Origin of the sequence: Paenibacillus sp. FSL H8-0280 (assembly GCF_045040665.1) — a bacterium.
GTDB lineage: Bacteria > Bacillota > Bacilli > Paenibacillales > Paenibacillaceae > Paenibacillus > Paenibacillus xylanexedens_A.
The window spans coordinates 1866999-1883034 of record NZ_CP150296.1; the positions used below are offsets into that span (position 1 = coordinate 1866999).

16 protein-coding genes are annotated in these 16036 nt (G+C 46.9%); 10 read left to right on the plus strand and 6 right to left on the minus strand.

Annotated features, from left to right (window positions below):
* The first annotated feature begins 28 nt into the window (after positions 1–28).
* The 5 genes from MHI12_RS08480 to MHI12_RS08500 all read left to right on the plus strand — a co-directional run bounded on the left by MHI12_RS08480 (position 29) and on the right by MHI12_RS08500 (position 3218).
* A complete protein-coding gene (locus MHI12_RS08480; RefSeq protein ID WP_405172147.1) occupies positions 29–688 on the plus strand; it encodes a GNAT family N-acetyltransferase in 660 nt (219 codons plus the stop codon).
* Complete coding sequence (locus MHI12_RS08485; RefSeq protein WP_405172148.1) at positions 688–1158, plus strand: GNAT family N-acetyltransferase; 471 nt, start codon at positions 688–690, stop codon at positions 1156–1158. Before MHI12_RS08480 ends, MHI12_RS08485 begins: the two co-directional genes overlap by 1 nt.
* Positions 1159–1225: 67 nt before the next feature.
* Positions 1226–1612, plus strand: a complete 387-nt coding sequence (locus tag MHI12_RS08490) for a hypothetical protein (RefSeq protein WP_341006544.1) — start codon at positions 1226–1228, stop codon at positions 1610–1612.
* A 247-nt stretch (positions 1613–1859) separates the two neighbouring features.
* Positions 1860–2642 carry a glutamate racemase gene (gene murI / locus MHI12_RS08495; RefSeq protein ID WP_405172149.1) on the plus strand — a complete coding sequence of 261 codons (783 nt, stop codon included), beginning with the start codon at positions 1860–1862 and terminating at the stop codon, positions 2640–2642.
* A gap of 24 nt (positions 2643–2666) precedes the next feature.
* On the plus strand, positions 2667–3218 hold the full coding sequence (locus MHI12_RS08500; RefSeq protein WP_405172150.1) for a histidine phosphatase family protein: 552 nt from the start codon (positions 2667–2669) through the stop codon (positions 3216–3218).
* 69 nt (positions 3219–3287) lie between these two features.
* Here the strand turns inward: MHI12_RS08500 and MHI12_RS08505 are convergent, their stop codons facing one another.
* Complete coding sequence (locus MHI12_RS08505; protein WP_405172151.1) at positions 3288–3650, minus strand: DUF423 domain-containing protein; 363 nt, start codon at positions 3648–3650, stop codon at positions 3288–3290.
* A 64-nt stretch (positions 3651–3714) separates the two neighbouring features.
* Positions 3715–4644, minus strand: a complete 930-nt coding sequence (gene coaA, locus MHI12_RS08510) for a type I pantothenate kinase (protein ID WP_036610217.1) — start codon at positions 4642–4644, stop codon at positions 3715–3717.
* A 195-nt stretch (positions 4645–4839) separates the two neighbouring features.
* On the opposite strand from coaA, the gene MHI12_RS08515 reads away from it, so the two are divergent.
* From MHI12_RS08515 to odhB, 5 genes are all read left to right on the plus strand, one after another.
* Positions 4840–5628, plus strand: coding sequence for a DUF3891 family protein (locus MHI12_RS08515; RefSeq protein ID WP_405172152.1), 789 nt, complete (start codon positions 4840–4842; stop codon positions 5626–5628).
* A 238-nt stretch (positions 5629–5866) separates the two neighbouring features.
* Positions 5867–6376, plus strand: coding sequence for an 8-oxo-dGTP diphosphatase (locus MHI12_RS08520; protein ID WP_405172153.1), 510 nt, complete (start codon positions 5867–5869; stop codon positions 6374–6376).
* Positions 6377–6736: 360 nt separating this feature from the next.
* Complete coding sequence (locus tag MHI12_RS08525; protein WP_076209233.1) at positions 6737–7222, plus strand: GNAT family N-acetyltransferase; 486 nt, start codon at positions 6737–6739, stop codon at positions 7220–7222.
* Positions 7223–7846: 624 nt separating this feature from the next.
* The gene (locus tag MHI12_RS08530; protein WP_405172154.1) at positions 7847–10720 is read left to right on the plus strand and encodes a 2-oxoglutarate dehydrogenase E1 component; all 2874 of its coding nucleotides are present in this window, start codon (positions 7847–7849) and stop codon (positions 10718–10720) included.
* A 5-nt stretch (positions 10721–10725) separates the two neighbouring features.
* Positions 10726–11997, plus strand: coding sequence for a 2-oxoglutarate dehydrogenase complex dihydrolipoyllysine-residue succinyltransferase (gene odhB / locus MHI12_RS08535; RefSeq protein WP_405172155.1), 1272 nt, complete (start codon positions 10726–10728; stop codon positions 11995–11997).
* Between the two features lie 128 nt (positions 11998–12125).
* Here odhB and MHI12_RS08540 read toward each other — a convergent pair whose 3' ends face one another.
* From MHI12_RS08540 to MHI12_RS08555, 4 genes are all read right to left on the minus strand, one after another.
* Entirely contained in the window at positions 12126–13106 is a 981-nt protein-coding gene (locus tag MHI12_RS08540) for an alpha/beta fold hydrolase (protein ID WP_405172156.1), read from the minus strand.
* Positions 13107–13147: 41 nt separating this feature from the next.
* Complete coding sequence (locus tag MHI12_RS08545; protein ID WP_405172157.1) at positions 13148–14125, minus strand: type I phosphomannose isomerase catalytic subunit; 978 nt, start codon at positions 14123–14125, stop codon at positions 13148–13150.
* Between the two features lie 189 nt (positions 14126–14314).
* Positions 14315–14899, minus strand: coding sequence for a class I SAM-dependent methyltransferase (locus tag MHI12_RS08550; protein WP_341006553.1), 585 nt, complete (start codon positions 14897–14899; stop codon positions 14315–14317).
* Positions 14900–15853 (minus strand): TIGR01212 family radical SAM protein, encoded by a 954-nt coding sequence (locus tag MHI12_RS08555; RefSeq protein WP_405172158.1) that lies wholly within the window; start codon positions 15851–15853, stop codon positions 14900–14902.
* Between the last annotated feature and the right edge of the window lie 183 nt (positions 15854–16036).

Below are 16036 nucleotides of genomic sequence, written 5' to 3' on the forward strand. Positions count from 1 at the left end.
GGAAATGTTGAAAATACAGGTGAGCACGTTGTATACAATCAATGAGCAGCAGCGTCTATTAAGCATTAACGAGCCAGGTGGTGGGCAAGCTCCAGCCATTTTTATCGGCATGACTTCTGCTGGTTCACTGGTCTATTACCATGAGCAGTTACCGCAGGATCTAATGAATGAGTTGGCTAGGGATTGCGAGCTTCCGTTGGATATTCCGAAACTGATTCGCAAGGTGGAAACCTTTGAGCCAGTTAACCGTGTGTGGATGGGACCCGCCTATGCTTTTCCTGAGTTATCTCACGTGTGGAATCAGAAGGTTCAGTTGATTGGTCAGGAGCAGCGTTATTTGCTGGTAGAGCATTTCCCTGAATTAACAGATCACTTATATGAAAAAAGCCCTGTTGCCGCTTATGTTATTGGGGATTCTGCTGTGGCAGTGTGCTGCTCCGCAAGGCTCTCCGATCATGGGGCGGAAGCGAGTCTGTATACGGCACCGGGTTATAGAGGACATGGATATGCAGCGGAGACGGTAAAGTGCTGGCAGTATTATGTCAAGGAGCGTGGACGCATGCCAATCTACAGTACATCTTGGGATAATTTCGCTTCACAGCAAGTTGCTCGTAAACTCGGATTAATTCAGTTCGGTGTGGATTTCAGTATCACAACTGTGGATTTGAGGAAGGACTGTGATGTCTGATGATCCGCACTTTCGTACAAAAAGATCTGCAGTATGTCATTGAAGCGCATATCCGAATCTATCGAAACGAGTATAATTATGATCATAGCTTTGCTGAATTTATCACGAATGCGGTGAATTCGTTTGGACTGACGGGTAATCACTTGAGGGAGATGTTGTGGATCGTTGAGTTGAATCAGTCAGCTTCCGGCTCCATAGGTCTTACTCAGGTGAATGAAAATACGGCTCAACTGCGCTGGTTTCTGATCGAACCGGAAGCACGTGGTGCAGGATGGGGCAGGAAGCTTATCGAACAGGCAGTTTTTTTTGCAAAAGAAAAAGACTACACATCCGTGATCCTGTGGACCAATGAGTCTTTGATCGGCGCGCGTAGATTATATCAATTTGTGGGCTTTGAAGTGAAGGAAGTCCGCAAGCAGATGTTGTCAGGTCAGGAGCTTACCGAAGAACGATGGGAACTTGTTCTGTAGTTGGCCGAGGGCTTGAGCATGAAAGTCGAATCTATTGCGTTAACTCGTTGTTAAAAGGAGTGGTACAGTGAATCGCAGAAGACTGATTCTGGGTTTGTTATCCGTATGCACAGCATTGACGGTAGCAGCATGTTCGACTCGGACGGGAGAACAAGAAGTATCAGCAACAATTGAAAGCAACCTGCAGCAGATGGTTAGCGACCCTGTCCTCCTGACCAGCAGCGATCCCAATGATTATATTGCTGGCAACCGGGAGGCTTACGACGACATCTTGAGTACGGGTGAGGCAGGACTGCCTTTCCTGTTACAGCAGCTCGAATCCAGTCCGGATAACGGTCTTAAGGAATGGATCATGGCTCAGGCAAGTACTGAACTGCTTGGAGAACATAACCCCGTAGAGGCGTGGCATAGTGGCAAGGACTGGCTCAGACAGTATAAAATGAGCGTAGAATAATGGCTCATCTTCTCTATAGTACCTGACTTAGCGGAAGTAATGGAGGGGGCGGAATCGATTCTGAAGAAGCGATAGCGTTCGCCTTAGTCAGCGATCAGAAGAACGATCCGTAACCGGAATGGTTCCCGCAAGCCGTCAAGCACTGTAGTGTGTGATGAGCCGGAAGTACAAACCTCACCTCCAGTCAGCATGAGCAGCATTGAGAGGTTCTTGGAACCCGAAAGAATACATTATAGAGGTGAAATCCTTGACTAAAAAAATTGCTTTTTTTGATTCAGGCATCGGTGGTTTAACCGTTTTGCATAAGGCATTACAACAGTTTCCTGAAGAGAAATTTCTGTATTATGCGGATACTTTACATGTACCGTATGGAACCAAGTCGGCGGATGAGGTTAGAGGACATATTTTTGATTGTGTGGAAGCCATCGTTCAGGAGGATGTCCAGGCAATCGTGATTGCTTGTAATACAGCAACAAGTCTGGCTGTGAAGGATCTGCGCGCCAAATACGATATCCCGATCATTGGCATGGAGCCTGCGGTGAAACCAGCCGTGGAGATGAATCGTGATAGTGGGAAGAGAGTGCTTGTATTTGCCACGGCCCTCACCTTGAGCCAAACCAAGTATAACGAACTGGTATCGCGTGTTGATGATCACCACAGTGTGGATTCCATTGCGCTGCCGGAACTAGTGGAATGGTGCGAACAGCTGGATTTTGATCCGGGCAAAATCGCTGATTATTTCCGGTTCAAGCTGGCAGATCTCGATCTTCATGGGTATGGCACAGTGGTGCTTGGTTGCACGCATTATCCATTCTATACGTCCATTCTGCGCACGGTTCTGCCAGATCATATACAGATTATTGATGGCAGTACAGGTACAGTGAACCATCTGAAGCAACGGCTTGGACTGGTGGCTCAACATGGAGACAGAACAGGGGAACAGGTCACTTTCCTCAGTTCATCAGGCCGACAGGAAGAGCAGGAGAAGATGTACAGTGCACTTCAATATCTTGAGAAGAACTCTATGTAGGTTACACCATAGGAGGTGATAGCTATGAAGTCCATTTACCTTATCCGTCACGCCAAGGCCACAGGGCAGGAACCCCATGCTGAGCTTACAGATGAAGGGATCAGGCAGGCTGAAAAACTTGCAGATATCTTGGCTCATCATTCCATATCGTATATTGTCTCCAGCCCATGGAAAAGGGCCGTTCAGACGGCTATGCCACTGGGCATAGCAACACTGCAACATATACATACGGATGAACGTCTCCAGGAGAGGGTACTTAGTTCTCTTGATCTGCCTAACTGGATGGATGTACTGAAACGTACATACGATGATGTGGATTGGGTGGAAGAAGGCGGGGAATCTTCGAGAAACGCGGCTGCAAGGGGGCTGGCACTACTGGAAGAGTTGTGGAGCAGACCAGAACAGCACGGGGCCGTGGTTACACATGGGAACTTGTTATCACTGCTTATTCGTGAGTATGAACCATCCTTTGGTTATGAAGAGTGGACCAAACTTTCTAACCCGGATGTGTATGTGCTGGAGAGACAACTGCCAGATGCAGGGCTGTCCACCATTCGCAGAATTTGGACAGATTAAACAGTAAAAGAGTGCTCCAGCGATATTATATCAGCCAGAACACTCTTTTCGTTTATTCACAGGGCATGTTTACAATGCCGCAATTATGATCATAACCCATCCAGCCAAAAATGCGACTCCGCCAAGTGGGGTAATAGCTCCCAATTTGCGAACACCCGTTACACTTAAAGCGTACAGGCTGCCAGAGAACAGGATGATCCCGGCGAACATCAGCCATCCGGCAAGCATGACGAGTGAAGAGGATTCAAGACGGTCTGCCAGCAGTCCGATCAGGATGATGCCAAGTCCGTGGATGAGGTGATATTGAACACCGGTTTCATAGATTTTGATCATGTCAGCGGATAGTTTGCGCTTGAGCGCGTGTGCGCCAAAAGCACCCAAAGCAACAGCCAGGAACATCATAATACTGCCGAGTATAATCAGGGTTTGCAATGTGTTTTTCTCTCCTTTTAAGGGTAATTAGATATAACATCAAAGTGTACTGCACGAGTGTTGTCTACAGTTTGCGCAATTGAATCTGCCCAATGGAGTGGTCGGCTTCCTTTTTCAAAATCAGTCTGGCACGCCCTTTGGTTGGCAAAATGTTTTCATGCAGGTTTTTGGCATTGATATCTTGCCAGATCTGGTTGGCCGTACGCACGGTTTCTTCTTCATCGATATTGGCGAATCGTTGATGGAAAAAGGAATCCGTGTTCTGGAACGCTGTATTGCGGAGTAGCTTGAAACGCTCAACGTACCAGTGTCGTATATGCTCTTCTTCCGCATCAATGTAGATGGAAAAATCGAAGAAATCACTAACCAGCAAAGGCGTTTCCTTTTTGATCTGAAGTACATTGATACCTTCAATAATGAGAATATCCGGCTGACAGATCTGCTTCTCTTCCCCTTGAATGACATCGTAGGCGAGGTGAGAGTAGACGGGTGCTTTCACTTCGGGCTTGCCAGATTTTACATCACCCATGAACTGAATCAGGGATTTGATATCATAACTTTCCGGGAATCCCTTGCGGTTCATGATGCCCTTCTCTTGCAGCACGGCGTTGGGATATAAGAAACCGTCGGTTGTGACAAGGTCAACCTTCGGGCTATTCTTACCTCTGGCGAGCAGTGCCTGTAGCAAGCGGGCCGCTGTACTTTTGCCCACGGCAACACTACCCCCGATTCCAATGATGTAGGGGGTGGGGAGGGCTTCTTTTTTCATAAAGGAGGCCGTCAGTTGATTCAGTTCTCGTGAAACTCTTGCATATAGGTCAATAAAGTGGGTAAGAGGCAAATATATATCTTCGACTTCTTGAATCGATACCTCTTCATTCAATCCCTTTAACTGTTCTAATTCGGCTTCCGTCAGTGGAAGAGTGGTCTGATGTTCTTTAAGTTCAGCCCATTCCTTGCGGTTAAACTCGATGTAAGGAGAGTATAAATTCATGAGATCCCGCTTTCTGTATGTAATATAATTGTGGACACAACCTTTAGTGTATCAAATTTCAGGAAACTGACAACACCTTTACATTGTGCCTTTCATAATGCCTTTCGTCAAAATGGAGCGAAAAACAACTTACTAGGAAAGTTTAACCCAATTTATGTTAAAGTCAACGTATACCATGCGGAAGGGTGACAGCAAATGATCGTATATGAGAGAGAGCATGATTTTGTTTTGACTGCACAGCATGAGCATGGATTAGTAGCCGGAGAGATGGCTTCCCACTGGAAAAATGAATTACTAGCCGATGCTGCGCATCGGGATGAATTGATTCTAGCGGCCAAGGAACATGACCGTGGCTGGATTGAACTGGATTCATCTCCGTTCTTGAATGATTACAGTCAATCGCCGTATTCGTTTCGTGACTTTCCATTGCGTCCGCGTTTTGTATTCTACCATAAAGGGATTGAAGAAGTTCGTCAGAAAAACCTCTACGCCGGATTATTGTGTAGCTTGATGTACACCGAGCTATTTCAGAAAAATCTGGGGGCCAATGCTCAGGATGATGATGACATCCGAGATTATCTGCAACAAGAACACAAACGTCAGCTGGATTGGGAGAAACAGCTTGGTGGTGATGCTGAAGCACTGAAACAGAGGCTGCAAAGTGATGTGGAGATTATGCTTTTCTGTGATCAGCTCAGTCTGTTTCTCTGTATGGAGGAACCTGGAACACCTGCTGCGCGTTATGATTTTTTTGCAGAAGGGCTCAGTTGTACATTTGATGCCTGTTCCAGACAACCGATTCAGGCAGAGTGGTTATCCAATGAAAAAGTAGGCCTGTCTTTTTTCCCGTTTGATGAGGACTTTACGATCGTTTTACCATATAAATCGGTACCAAAGGCAAGTATCCGCAAATTTGGTATGCAACAGGCTTATCGCCGGGCTGAATGGAAGGAACGCCGGGTGTTGATTACGGAATTGAACTGAGAACTGGAAACTCCAGGCTTGAGGAAAGAGCAGCATAGAATATCACAAAACAGGCGGGCTTCTGATGTACAGGTGTACAGGGCGTCCGCCTTTCGTATGCATATATATCATCATAGACTATACTGTGAGACCGGTGAAAATACCAATGAATCAGAGTGGGAATAAAGAAGGAAAACACAGGTTATTCCCAGAAATGTTAGTGTACAGCAGAGAAGCGCACGTTAGCAGGAGGACGAATATGGATACTAGAATAGAGATATTAACGATGTGTATGATATGGGACAAAATGAATGATCAGGTGTTGTTAATGAATCGGCCGGACCGCAAAGGATTTCCGGGATACATTGCTCCTGGGGGGAAGGTAGACTTTCCGGAGAGTATCGTGGATGGTGCCGTCCGGGAGGTACTGGAGGAGACGGGGCTAGCGGTCAATGAGATTACGTATAAAGGGCTTGATGAGTTCTGTGATCCCGAACAAGGATTGCGGTACATGGTATTTAACTATTTGGCGACTTCATTTGAGGGTCAGTTATTGCAAGATCCGCCCGAAGGCGAACTGTTATGGGTGCCTATGAAGCGGGTTTTTGAGCTGCCTATGCAGGATTGGTTTGCTGAACGTTTCCCGCGTTTTTTCCAAAAAGGTACTTTTGAGCGCAGCGTGATCTGGGAGAAGTCATCCGGACGTACACTGCAAGAGACATTTATGGTGTATAGCGATTCGGTACTTGAACAGAGTGGGACCCGATAAGTTAAACCGTCAGAAGGAGGAAAAATCATGGGATACCAGCATGCCCTGCAAGGATACATTGCGGCGACGCTTGATGGGGAATGGAAATTAATCCATGAGCATTTAAGCTTGGGTTAGGATATAAAATAATGCCTCATAATGTATCATCCATATCTATATATTTATATCCAAATATTATGATATAATGAAGTTTGCTATTTTTATAGGAGATGACTAGTCTGTGGGTAATATTGTGTGATTAATAGATTGAGTAAACTAGTTTGTTGAAATGAAGAATGATATATTTGTGGATTTGCCATACATAGGCTTCTGCAAACAGAACGTAAATGAATATTGTACGATGAAAAGGTGGAGATTGGCATGAAATTGTCGTTCCGGATTTTGGACTGGGAAGAAGAGAGACCCTACGAACTTTTATTGATGGCTGATCCTTCAAAAGCAATTGTTGATGAGTACCTGAGTCGGGGTGTTTGTTTTATTGCCGAGTATGAAGGTGAGATGGTTGGGGAGTTCGTATTGTTGAAGACTCGTCCGGAGACTGCGGAGATTGTTAATATTGCCGTACAGGAAGAACTGCAGGGACAAGGTGTAGGCAAACACATGATTAAGGAAGCGATGGAAGCTGCACGTAGATTGGGCTGCCGGATTCTGGAGATAGGGACAGGCAACTCCAGCTTTCATCAATTGAAGTTATACCAACGTTGCGGTTTTCGCATTATCGGGGTTGATCGTGACTTCTTTGTGAGGCATTATGAGGAAGAGATTATAGAGGATGGTATCCGCTGTGTGGATATGATCCGTATGGCCATAGATCTGGATGCTGTTACAGAGGATGAAAAGAAATAGGAAGTATTTGCTGGGGTGAAATTTGCTGAATCCAAAGAAGCTGCTCGGATAATTTATGTCTGGGCCAGCTTTTTGCTGTGGGTCTCCTGAAGAAAACCCCAATTATTTGTTGAATGTGACGTCAAATGGTTAATGTTTAACTTGACGGTTTGTTTTTGCACATAATGGACCACAATTCAATTAAGGAGGTAAAATGGGAGATCGTATGCCTATTTTGTTGTAATTAAGCGTTCGTTGTTCTACCCAAATTGATCGATTTATTCGATTCATCTAATTTATGCATCAATTGAACTAAAAATAGGAAATGCTCCTGAGCGTAAAAGTTTATAGAATAGATAGTAGAACATGGACTTCACTTGAAGAAGTGGAGAAAGTGTAACCTTCGAACGGATCAGGACAGTATTCGACATCTGTGCGACGGTATATACAATCATTGTTTTACTTTGATTTTGAAAACGCAGACAAACCTTGACGGGAGCGTCGGACTAACGTTACTACCACCAACAGCACGATTATTGGACTTCATGAAAAATTTCGCTTAAAATGTTGAACGAACGCAAATTACGGCTTAGTCAATGATTTCCGTCAAAAACTTATGACTAAATCAAGACGGAGGGAACGTCGATGACGATCGTGGAAGGCAACAAGAAGCCCTGGGAAAGTTACTATGGCCCCAATATGGGATACGTACAGGAACAATATGAATTATTCACTCAAGACCCTGGTTCGGTTACACCGGCTTATCGTGAACTATTTGAACAATGGGGTGCACCGCCGATGTCTGGCAGGGATGCACGCACAACCTTGAATTCCGGCAACGCCCAATCGGCTTCCGGAAGCGTAGACATTCAACTATTACAGAAAGCGGTTACAGCGGGTAAACTGGTATGGAACATCCGCACCTATGGTCATCTTGCTGCAGATATAGATCCGCTTGGAATCAGTGAAGATACAGACACATCTTTGCTGGAACCTCAGCATTTTGAATTAAACGAAGAAGATCTGAAAGCTTTGCCTGCTTCCCTGATCTGGGAAGGTGCAGATGGGCAGACAGCAACCGGATGGGATGCAATCCAACGTTTGCGTCAGATATACACTGGACCCATGGCCTACGAATTCAGTCATGTGCACGAAGTTCAAGAGCGTGAGTGGCTGAATCGTCGTGCGGAATCTCGGACATCACCGGCTCCACTTACGCCGAAAGAACGTAAGGCTTTGCTGGAACGTTTGGTTCAAGTCGAGCAATTTGAAGATTATCTTCACAAAACATTTGTTGGGCAGAAACGTTTCTCCATCGAAGGTAACGATGTGCTTGTGCCGATGCTGGATGAAGCTGTTCGCATCATGGCAGAAGCCGGATCAAGCCACATTCTGATGGGTATGGCCCACCGTGGACGGTTAAATGTACTGGCTCATGTTTTGGGCAAACCGTACAGCAAAATTTTCTCTGAATTTCATCATGCTCCGAACAAAGATTTGGTTCCATCGGAAGGTTCGACTGGGATCAACTACGGTTGGACGGGGGATGTCAAATATCATATGGGTGCCAACCGTTTTGTGAAAGACGGGGAAACTGTGCAGGCACGCCTTACTCTGGCGAATAACCCGAGCCATCTGGAATACGTTAATCCGGTTGTACAAGGGTTTGCTCGTGCGGCTCAGGATGACCGTCGTGACCCTGGATATCCGAAGCAAGACGTGACGAAGGCAGCTACCATTTTGATGCACGGTGATGCAGCATTCCCTGGAGAAGGGATTGTTGCAGAGACGCTTAACTTCAAAGCTCTGCCAGGATATCAGAATGGCGGAACCATCCATATTATCGTCAACAATCGTCTGGGCTTCACTACAGATAGCGGTGATTCCCGTTCAACGTACTATGCAAGTGACCTTGCTAAAGGGTACGAGATTCCGATTGTACACGTGAATGCGGACAATCCAGATGCTTGTATTGCAGCCATTCGTATGGCAGCCGAGTATCGCAATCGCTTCAAAAAAGATTTCCTGATCGACTTGATCGGTTATCGTCGCTACGGCCATAACGAAACCGATGATCCCGAAACAACTCAACCTATCGTTTATGACAAGGTGAAAAACCATCCAACGGTAAGCCACTTGTATCAGGATCAGTTGAAAGAGGAATCGATTATCGATGATGCATCCATTACGAGCATTCGCGATGGAGTAACGAACAAATTAAAAGAAGCTTATGACCAGATGAAGAAAAATGAAGTACATGAATATTATCAGCGGAAAATCAGTGAGCCGGAAGCTGTTACGATTACTCCGACTGCGGTACCGCTTGAGAATCTTCGCAGCATTAATGCCGATCTGCTGAAATGGCCTGAGAACTTCAACGTGTATCCGAAGTTACAGCGGATTTTGCAACGCCGGAGCACTTCCCTGAACGAAGGGGAAAAAGTGGATTGGAGCCTTGCGGAGACACTCGCATTTGCAACCATTCTGGCAGATGGTAAGCCAATTCGGATTAGTGGACAGGATGCCGAGCGCGCTACATTCGCTCATCGGAATCTGGTGTTGCACGATTCGGAGAATGGAGCAAAGTTCTGCCCATTACATCACTTGCCACAGGCAAGAGCATCCTTTGCAATCTATAACAGTCCGTTGTCTGAAGAATCCGTTGTTGGATTCGAATACGGATATAACGTATATTCACCAGATACACTGGTCATCTGGGAAGCTCAATTCGGTGACTTTGCCAACTGTGCACAGGTTATATTTGACCAGTTTGTATCAGCGGGTCGCGCCAAATGGTCTCAGAAATCCAGTCTGGTTATGTTGCTTCCACATGCGAATGAGGGTCAGGGACCTGAGCATACAAGTGCTCGTCTTGAACGCTTCCTGCAGCTTTGTGCAGAAGACAACATGACGGTTGCCAACTTGTCGAGTGCATCTCAGTACTTCCACTTGTTGCGTCGTCAAGCTTCGTTGACTGAAACGGAAGATGCTCGTCCACTTGTGATGATGTCACCGAAAAGTCTCATTCGGAATCCACGTGTTGCTTCACCGGCAGTCGAATTTAGTGAAGGCAAGTTTGAGCTTGTGCTGGAGCAAGCCGGACTGGGTACACAGCCGGATCGCGTAGAGCGCATTATTTTGTGCAGTGGCAAGATTGCCATTGACCTGGAAGATGCTTTTGAAAAAGATAAAGCAGATTGGTCATGGCTTCACATTATTCGCGTAGAACAGCTATATCCATTCCCGGCAGAAGAGATCAAACGTATACTCGCACGTTTCAGCAATGTAAAAGAACTGGTATGGGTACAGGAAGAAAACAAAAACATGGGTGCCTGGACATACATGGAGCCTCGTCTTCGTGAAGTTGCCCCTGAAGGCACAACCGTTAGATACGAAGGTCGCCCGGAACACGCAAGTCCTTCAAGCGGTTATCAGCTTGTGCATAGTATGGAACAGCAACAGATTATTACATCTGCGTTGAAACAAACGACGAAGAATAATATTCCACTGGGGAGGTAACAGCTGTGAGTGAAATTAAAGTACCTGCAATGGGTGAGTCAATAACTGAGGGAACTGTATCCAGATGGATGGTTAAAGAAGGGGATACCGTTAATCAGGGTGATGTGCTTCTTGAACTGGAAACGGATAAAGTAAATATTGAGATCAGCGCAGAAGAAAGTGGCGTGCTGGAGAAGATCATTCGTCAGGAAGGAGAGACGGTCGAGATCGGTGAAACGATCGGTACACTCTCAGCTGGTTCTGGAGGAGGAAGCGGTGCACCCGCTTCCGAACCAGCAGCTGAAGAGAAAAAGGCCGTTACTCCTGCACCTGAAGCTCCAACACCACCACCAGCACCTGTTGCGGCAGCACCGGAGTCATCCGATAGTGCCAAGACGGCTTCACCGTCTGCCCGTAAGCTTGCACGTGAACGTGGTATCGAGTTGGATCAGGTTCAGAGCAAAGATCCGATTGGACGGGTATACCAGGATGATGTGAAGAGCCATAACAATCAGGCGCCTGCTCCTGCTGCTCCACCTGCGAGTAAAGCTCCAGCAACACCAAGTGCTCCGGCAGCTGGAAGTTCTACCTATACCAAACCAGTGGAGCGTCAGCGGATGTCTCGCCGCCGTGCAACCATTGCGAAACGTCTGGTAGAGGCTCAACAGACAGCAGCCATGTTGACTACGTTTAATGAAGTTGATATGACTGCCATCATGGATGTACGTAAACGCCGTAAGGACAAGTTCAAAGAGAAACATGAGATCAACCTGGGCTTCATGTCCTTCTTCACCAAAGCGGTTGTGGGGGCTCTGAAAAAATTCCCTACAATCAACGCAGAGATTGATGGCGAAGATGTTGTACTCAAAAAGTATTATGATATTGGCATCGCCGTATCTGCGAAGGAAGGACTGGTTGTACCGGTTGTGCGTGATGCCGATCGTCTGGGCTTTGCCGAGATCGAGAAGAGTATTGCGGACCTGGCATCCAAAGCTCGTTCCAACACGCTGGCGTTATCTGATCTGCAAGGTGGAACGTTTACCATCACCAATGGTGGAACATTTGGTTCCTTGTTGTCTACGCCAATTCTGAATACACCTCAAGTGGGTATTCTGGGGATGCATAAGATCCAGCTTCGTCCAGTGGCGATTGATGCAGAGCGGATGGAGAACCGTCCAATGATGTACATCGCGTTGTCCTACGATCACCGGATTATTGACGGTAGTGAGGCTGTTCGTTTCCTCGTGACCGTGAAAGAACTGCTTGAAGACCCGGAATCCCTGTTAATTGAAGGTTAATCCATAACGTTTGATCATGGCTATTATTCATATCGCTTAACAAGAAAACCCCTGAACTGGAGCGCAGCGTGAGCTGACATCCGATTCAGGGGTTTCTTTTTGCTCTTGGTATGTTGTCTCCGACTCTATTATATAGAGTCAGCCGTCTCGGTAGGGCTCACCGGACTAGGGTGTGTATTCGAGCCAGGGGTATTCCGCTCTAGCCAGCTCACAACGTGCTGGGCTACTTCTGTTCGGTTGATCTCATGCAGCATTTCATGGCGTCCATCCGGATACAGGCGATACTCAATATTCTCCAGCTGAAGCTTCTTATACTGCGAGACCAGATTAAGAACGCCTTTGCCATGAAGTCCGACAGGGTCCTTCTCACCTGAGAACAGGTATACGGGTTTGTGTTTGGGTATGCGCTCCATATTTTGTGGAAGATGGACTTCAAGCAGCAATTTGAAGAAGTCGCGGAAAAAGCCTGCTGTACAGACGGCTCCGCACAGGGGGTCATCAATGAATCGCTGAACCTCTTGTGAGTCCCGGGACAACCAATCAAACGGTGTCGTTGCAGGGCGGAAGGAGCGGTTAAATCCACCAAACACAATCGCGTTGAGCAGCATGCTGGGATGAGTAGCCCCCTGAATGCCGCATTGCAAAAAGGCGAGCTTCTCTCCAAACCGGAGCAGACCACGTCTGCCGTTTGTCCCGGATAAAATAAAGGCATGGTACTGCTCATGACCAGCGTACATGAGATGTTGTACCAAGAATGAGCCCATGCTGTGTCCCATTAGAAACAGGGGCACCCCAGGATTCTCTTTGGCGGCTACTTCGCCCAGATTGATCATATCACTCGCCATCCAGCGGAAGGCATCGATACCAGCATTACCAAGCAACTTGGCATTCTCCACAGTTTTGCCATGACCCCGATGGTCATTGGCATAAACCGCATAGCCATTTTGGGTAAGGATGTCGGCAAATTCGGCGTATCGGGCTGATGTCTCGCCCATGCCGTGTGCAATTTGCACGACACCTTTAACGTTGCATTCCGGATCGGGAAGCCAGCGGTACACATGAATACGGGTACCTTCACTAGCGACCAAGGCAAAGGTAGATTCCTGCATCTCGTGTAATTCCTCCTTCACAGGTTACATATAAGCTTAATTTAGGGTAGATAAGAGCGAAGAATAGTGGTATTCCCGTTCAATGTATAAGAACCCAGATTGGCTGGCAAGAGATAACATTGTCCAGCTTTCAATTCAATGCTGTCTGATTCAGCATGTGCCCACTCCAAAGTTCCTTCTCCTTCACAGACAACCAGAATCGTGAAGCTGTCAGGATTGGTGGAGAGTTCCCAACGTTTATTCACAATACCTTTTTCAACTACAAAATAAGGGCATTCCGCAAGCTTGAGCCATTCACCAGGAGTAGCGTTATTTGTTTTCATCGTTGAGGCACCTGCGCCCTCATAAGCGGTGACATTTAATGAGTCTTCAACATGCAACTCACGTGGTTTGCCATCCAGCCCTGGACGATTGTAATCGTAGATCCGGTACGTCGTATCCGAGTTTTGCTGAATCTCAGCGACAACCACACCTGCACAGAGCGCATGCACTGTTCCAGCAGGGATAAAGAACGTATCACCAGCTTCTACAGGTACCTGACGAAGGGTATCCATCACCGTGCCGTTTTCCAATGCTTCTTTTAATGTTGCCCGATCAACGCCTTCGTTCAAGCCATAGATGATATGTGCGCCCGGTTTTGCGTCGAGTACATACCACATTTCTGTTTTGCCAAGCTCGCCAGGAGGAAGTGCCTCATACTCGTCAGTTGGATGAACCTGAACGGACAGGTCATCGTTGCAGTCAAGCAGCTTAATCAGAAGGGGGAAACGGCCGCCTTTTTCAGAGACGCCTTTAGTTCCAAGCCATTCGGTGCCCAGTTGTTCACGAACTTCATCCAGACCTTTGCCAGCAAGTGATCCATTTAATACCTTGGTTGTACCGTTTGGATGATCCGCAATCATCCATCCTTCTCCGATATGTCCTTCAGGGGGCGTAAGGCCGAATTGCTCCAGCGCACGACCGCCCCACACACGTTCTTTGAATTCAGGTTGGAATTGTAATGGGTATGGCGTAGACATCAGTAATCTCTCCTCTAGTATATGAAATGGTGGATCGCTTTAATCAGTCATGGGCATGCAGTCGCCATGAGCAAACAAGTGAATACGTTTGCATATGTAGATGTAGAACACAGATCGCAGTAAGAGAAAGCCAGTAATGGCTCACCTTGCAATTGTGTCTAGTTTATTGTATTTGGTGAACAAAGGAAATTATTTTTTCTCGATTCCGATCAGAAAAGGAGAAGTTTCTCGCTGCAATTGGCGATACATCACAACCTGTGCCTGTTCCACCGGAAGGGCAGAGGACCAGTCTAATACAGCTTCTGCTTCCTGTGCCCCTCCGTCATGACCAGGGTAGAGCACAACCGTAATGATGCCGCGAGGACGTAATAAAGCGAGTGCGGCTTCGAGTGCAGCGATTGTGCTGTCTGTCTCGGTGATGATGGAGGAATCTGCACTTTCTGAAGGCAGGTACCCCAAGTTGAACATAACTGCACCAACCGCAGCAAGCCATGACTCAGGCACCGCTTCTGCCATTCGATCATGGCTGAGTTGAAGCATGGAGATGGAGCCAAGCTTGGCTTCATCGGTTTGTTTTCGAATCCGGGCCTGTGCCAGCGTGAGGGCTTCACTTTGAATATCGAATCCAATGACTTGACCACGCCTGCCTACTTGTTGTGCCAAAAATAGTGTGTCTGCTCCTGTACCCACCGTTGCATCTATGGCCAGATCACCTGGCTGCAGACGGGAAGCAATCCACTGATGTGCACAGCTGAGAACCGAAAGAAAGCCCATCTATGCTCGCCTCCAATACTTACCTTGCCATGAATCCCGCTCTCGCAGCTCACGATCAATGGAGTTCAATACTTCCCATTTGTTCATCGACCACATCGGTCCAATCAGCAGATCACGCGGTGCATCACCTGTAAGGCGGTGTACGATCATTTCAGGTGGAAGCATCTCCAGTGTATCTACGATCAGCTTGATATACTCGTCCTGATCCAGAAAACGTAAAAGACCAGCTTCGTATTGCTTCACCATTGGTGTTTTGCGCATCAGATGCAGCAGGTGAATCTTGATTCCCTGTACATCCATATTGGCAACTGCCCGTCCAGTCTCCAGCATCATCTCATGTGTCTCTTGAGGCAGACCATAAATGATATGTGTACACACTCGTATATTCCGTTTTCGCAGTTTCTCAACCGCTTCTTCGTAACACTTCGTGTCGTGCGCGCGATTAATCAATGTTGATGTGGAATCATGGATCGTTTGAAGGCCCATCTCAACCCACAGATAGGTGCGTTCGTTCAGTTCAGCCAAATAATCAACAACGTCATCTGGCAAACAATCCGGGCGAGTGGCGATGGACAAACCAACAACACCGGGTTGCTCAAGAATTTCTTCAAAATATTCGCGCAGCTCCTCAACCGGAGCATACGTATTCGTATAGGCTTGGAAATAGCCAATATAATGGGCTGTAGGCCACTTGAGGTGCTGTTTATCTCGAATTGTATTGAACTGAGTGACCAGATCTTCACGTCTGCTGCCAGCAAAATCGCCTGATCCACGCGCACTGCAGAAGGTGCAACCACCTTTGGCAATGGAACCGTCGCGGTTGGGACAGGTGAATCCAGCATCCAGCATCACTTTGAAAACCTTATTGTTAAATTGATCGCGCATCTCATAATTCCAGGTATGGAATCGTTTATCCCCCCACAACAGAGGGGACTGTAATGCAGGTGCATTCATCTTCAGAGTACTCCTTTGGCTGTCGAATTACAGTAATCATACGTGAACAAAAGAAGAAGCGCTATGCGATTTCCGTCATAGACGATTCATAGCGATTATAGGTGTCTTCATGAACTTTTATCATTGTATCAAAAAACGAAAAAAAAAGGGAATCGAAACGCAAAAATAGGCCGTAAAATCAAG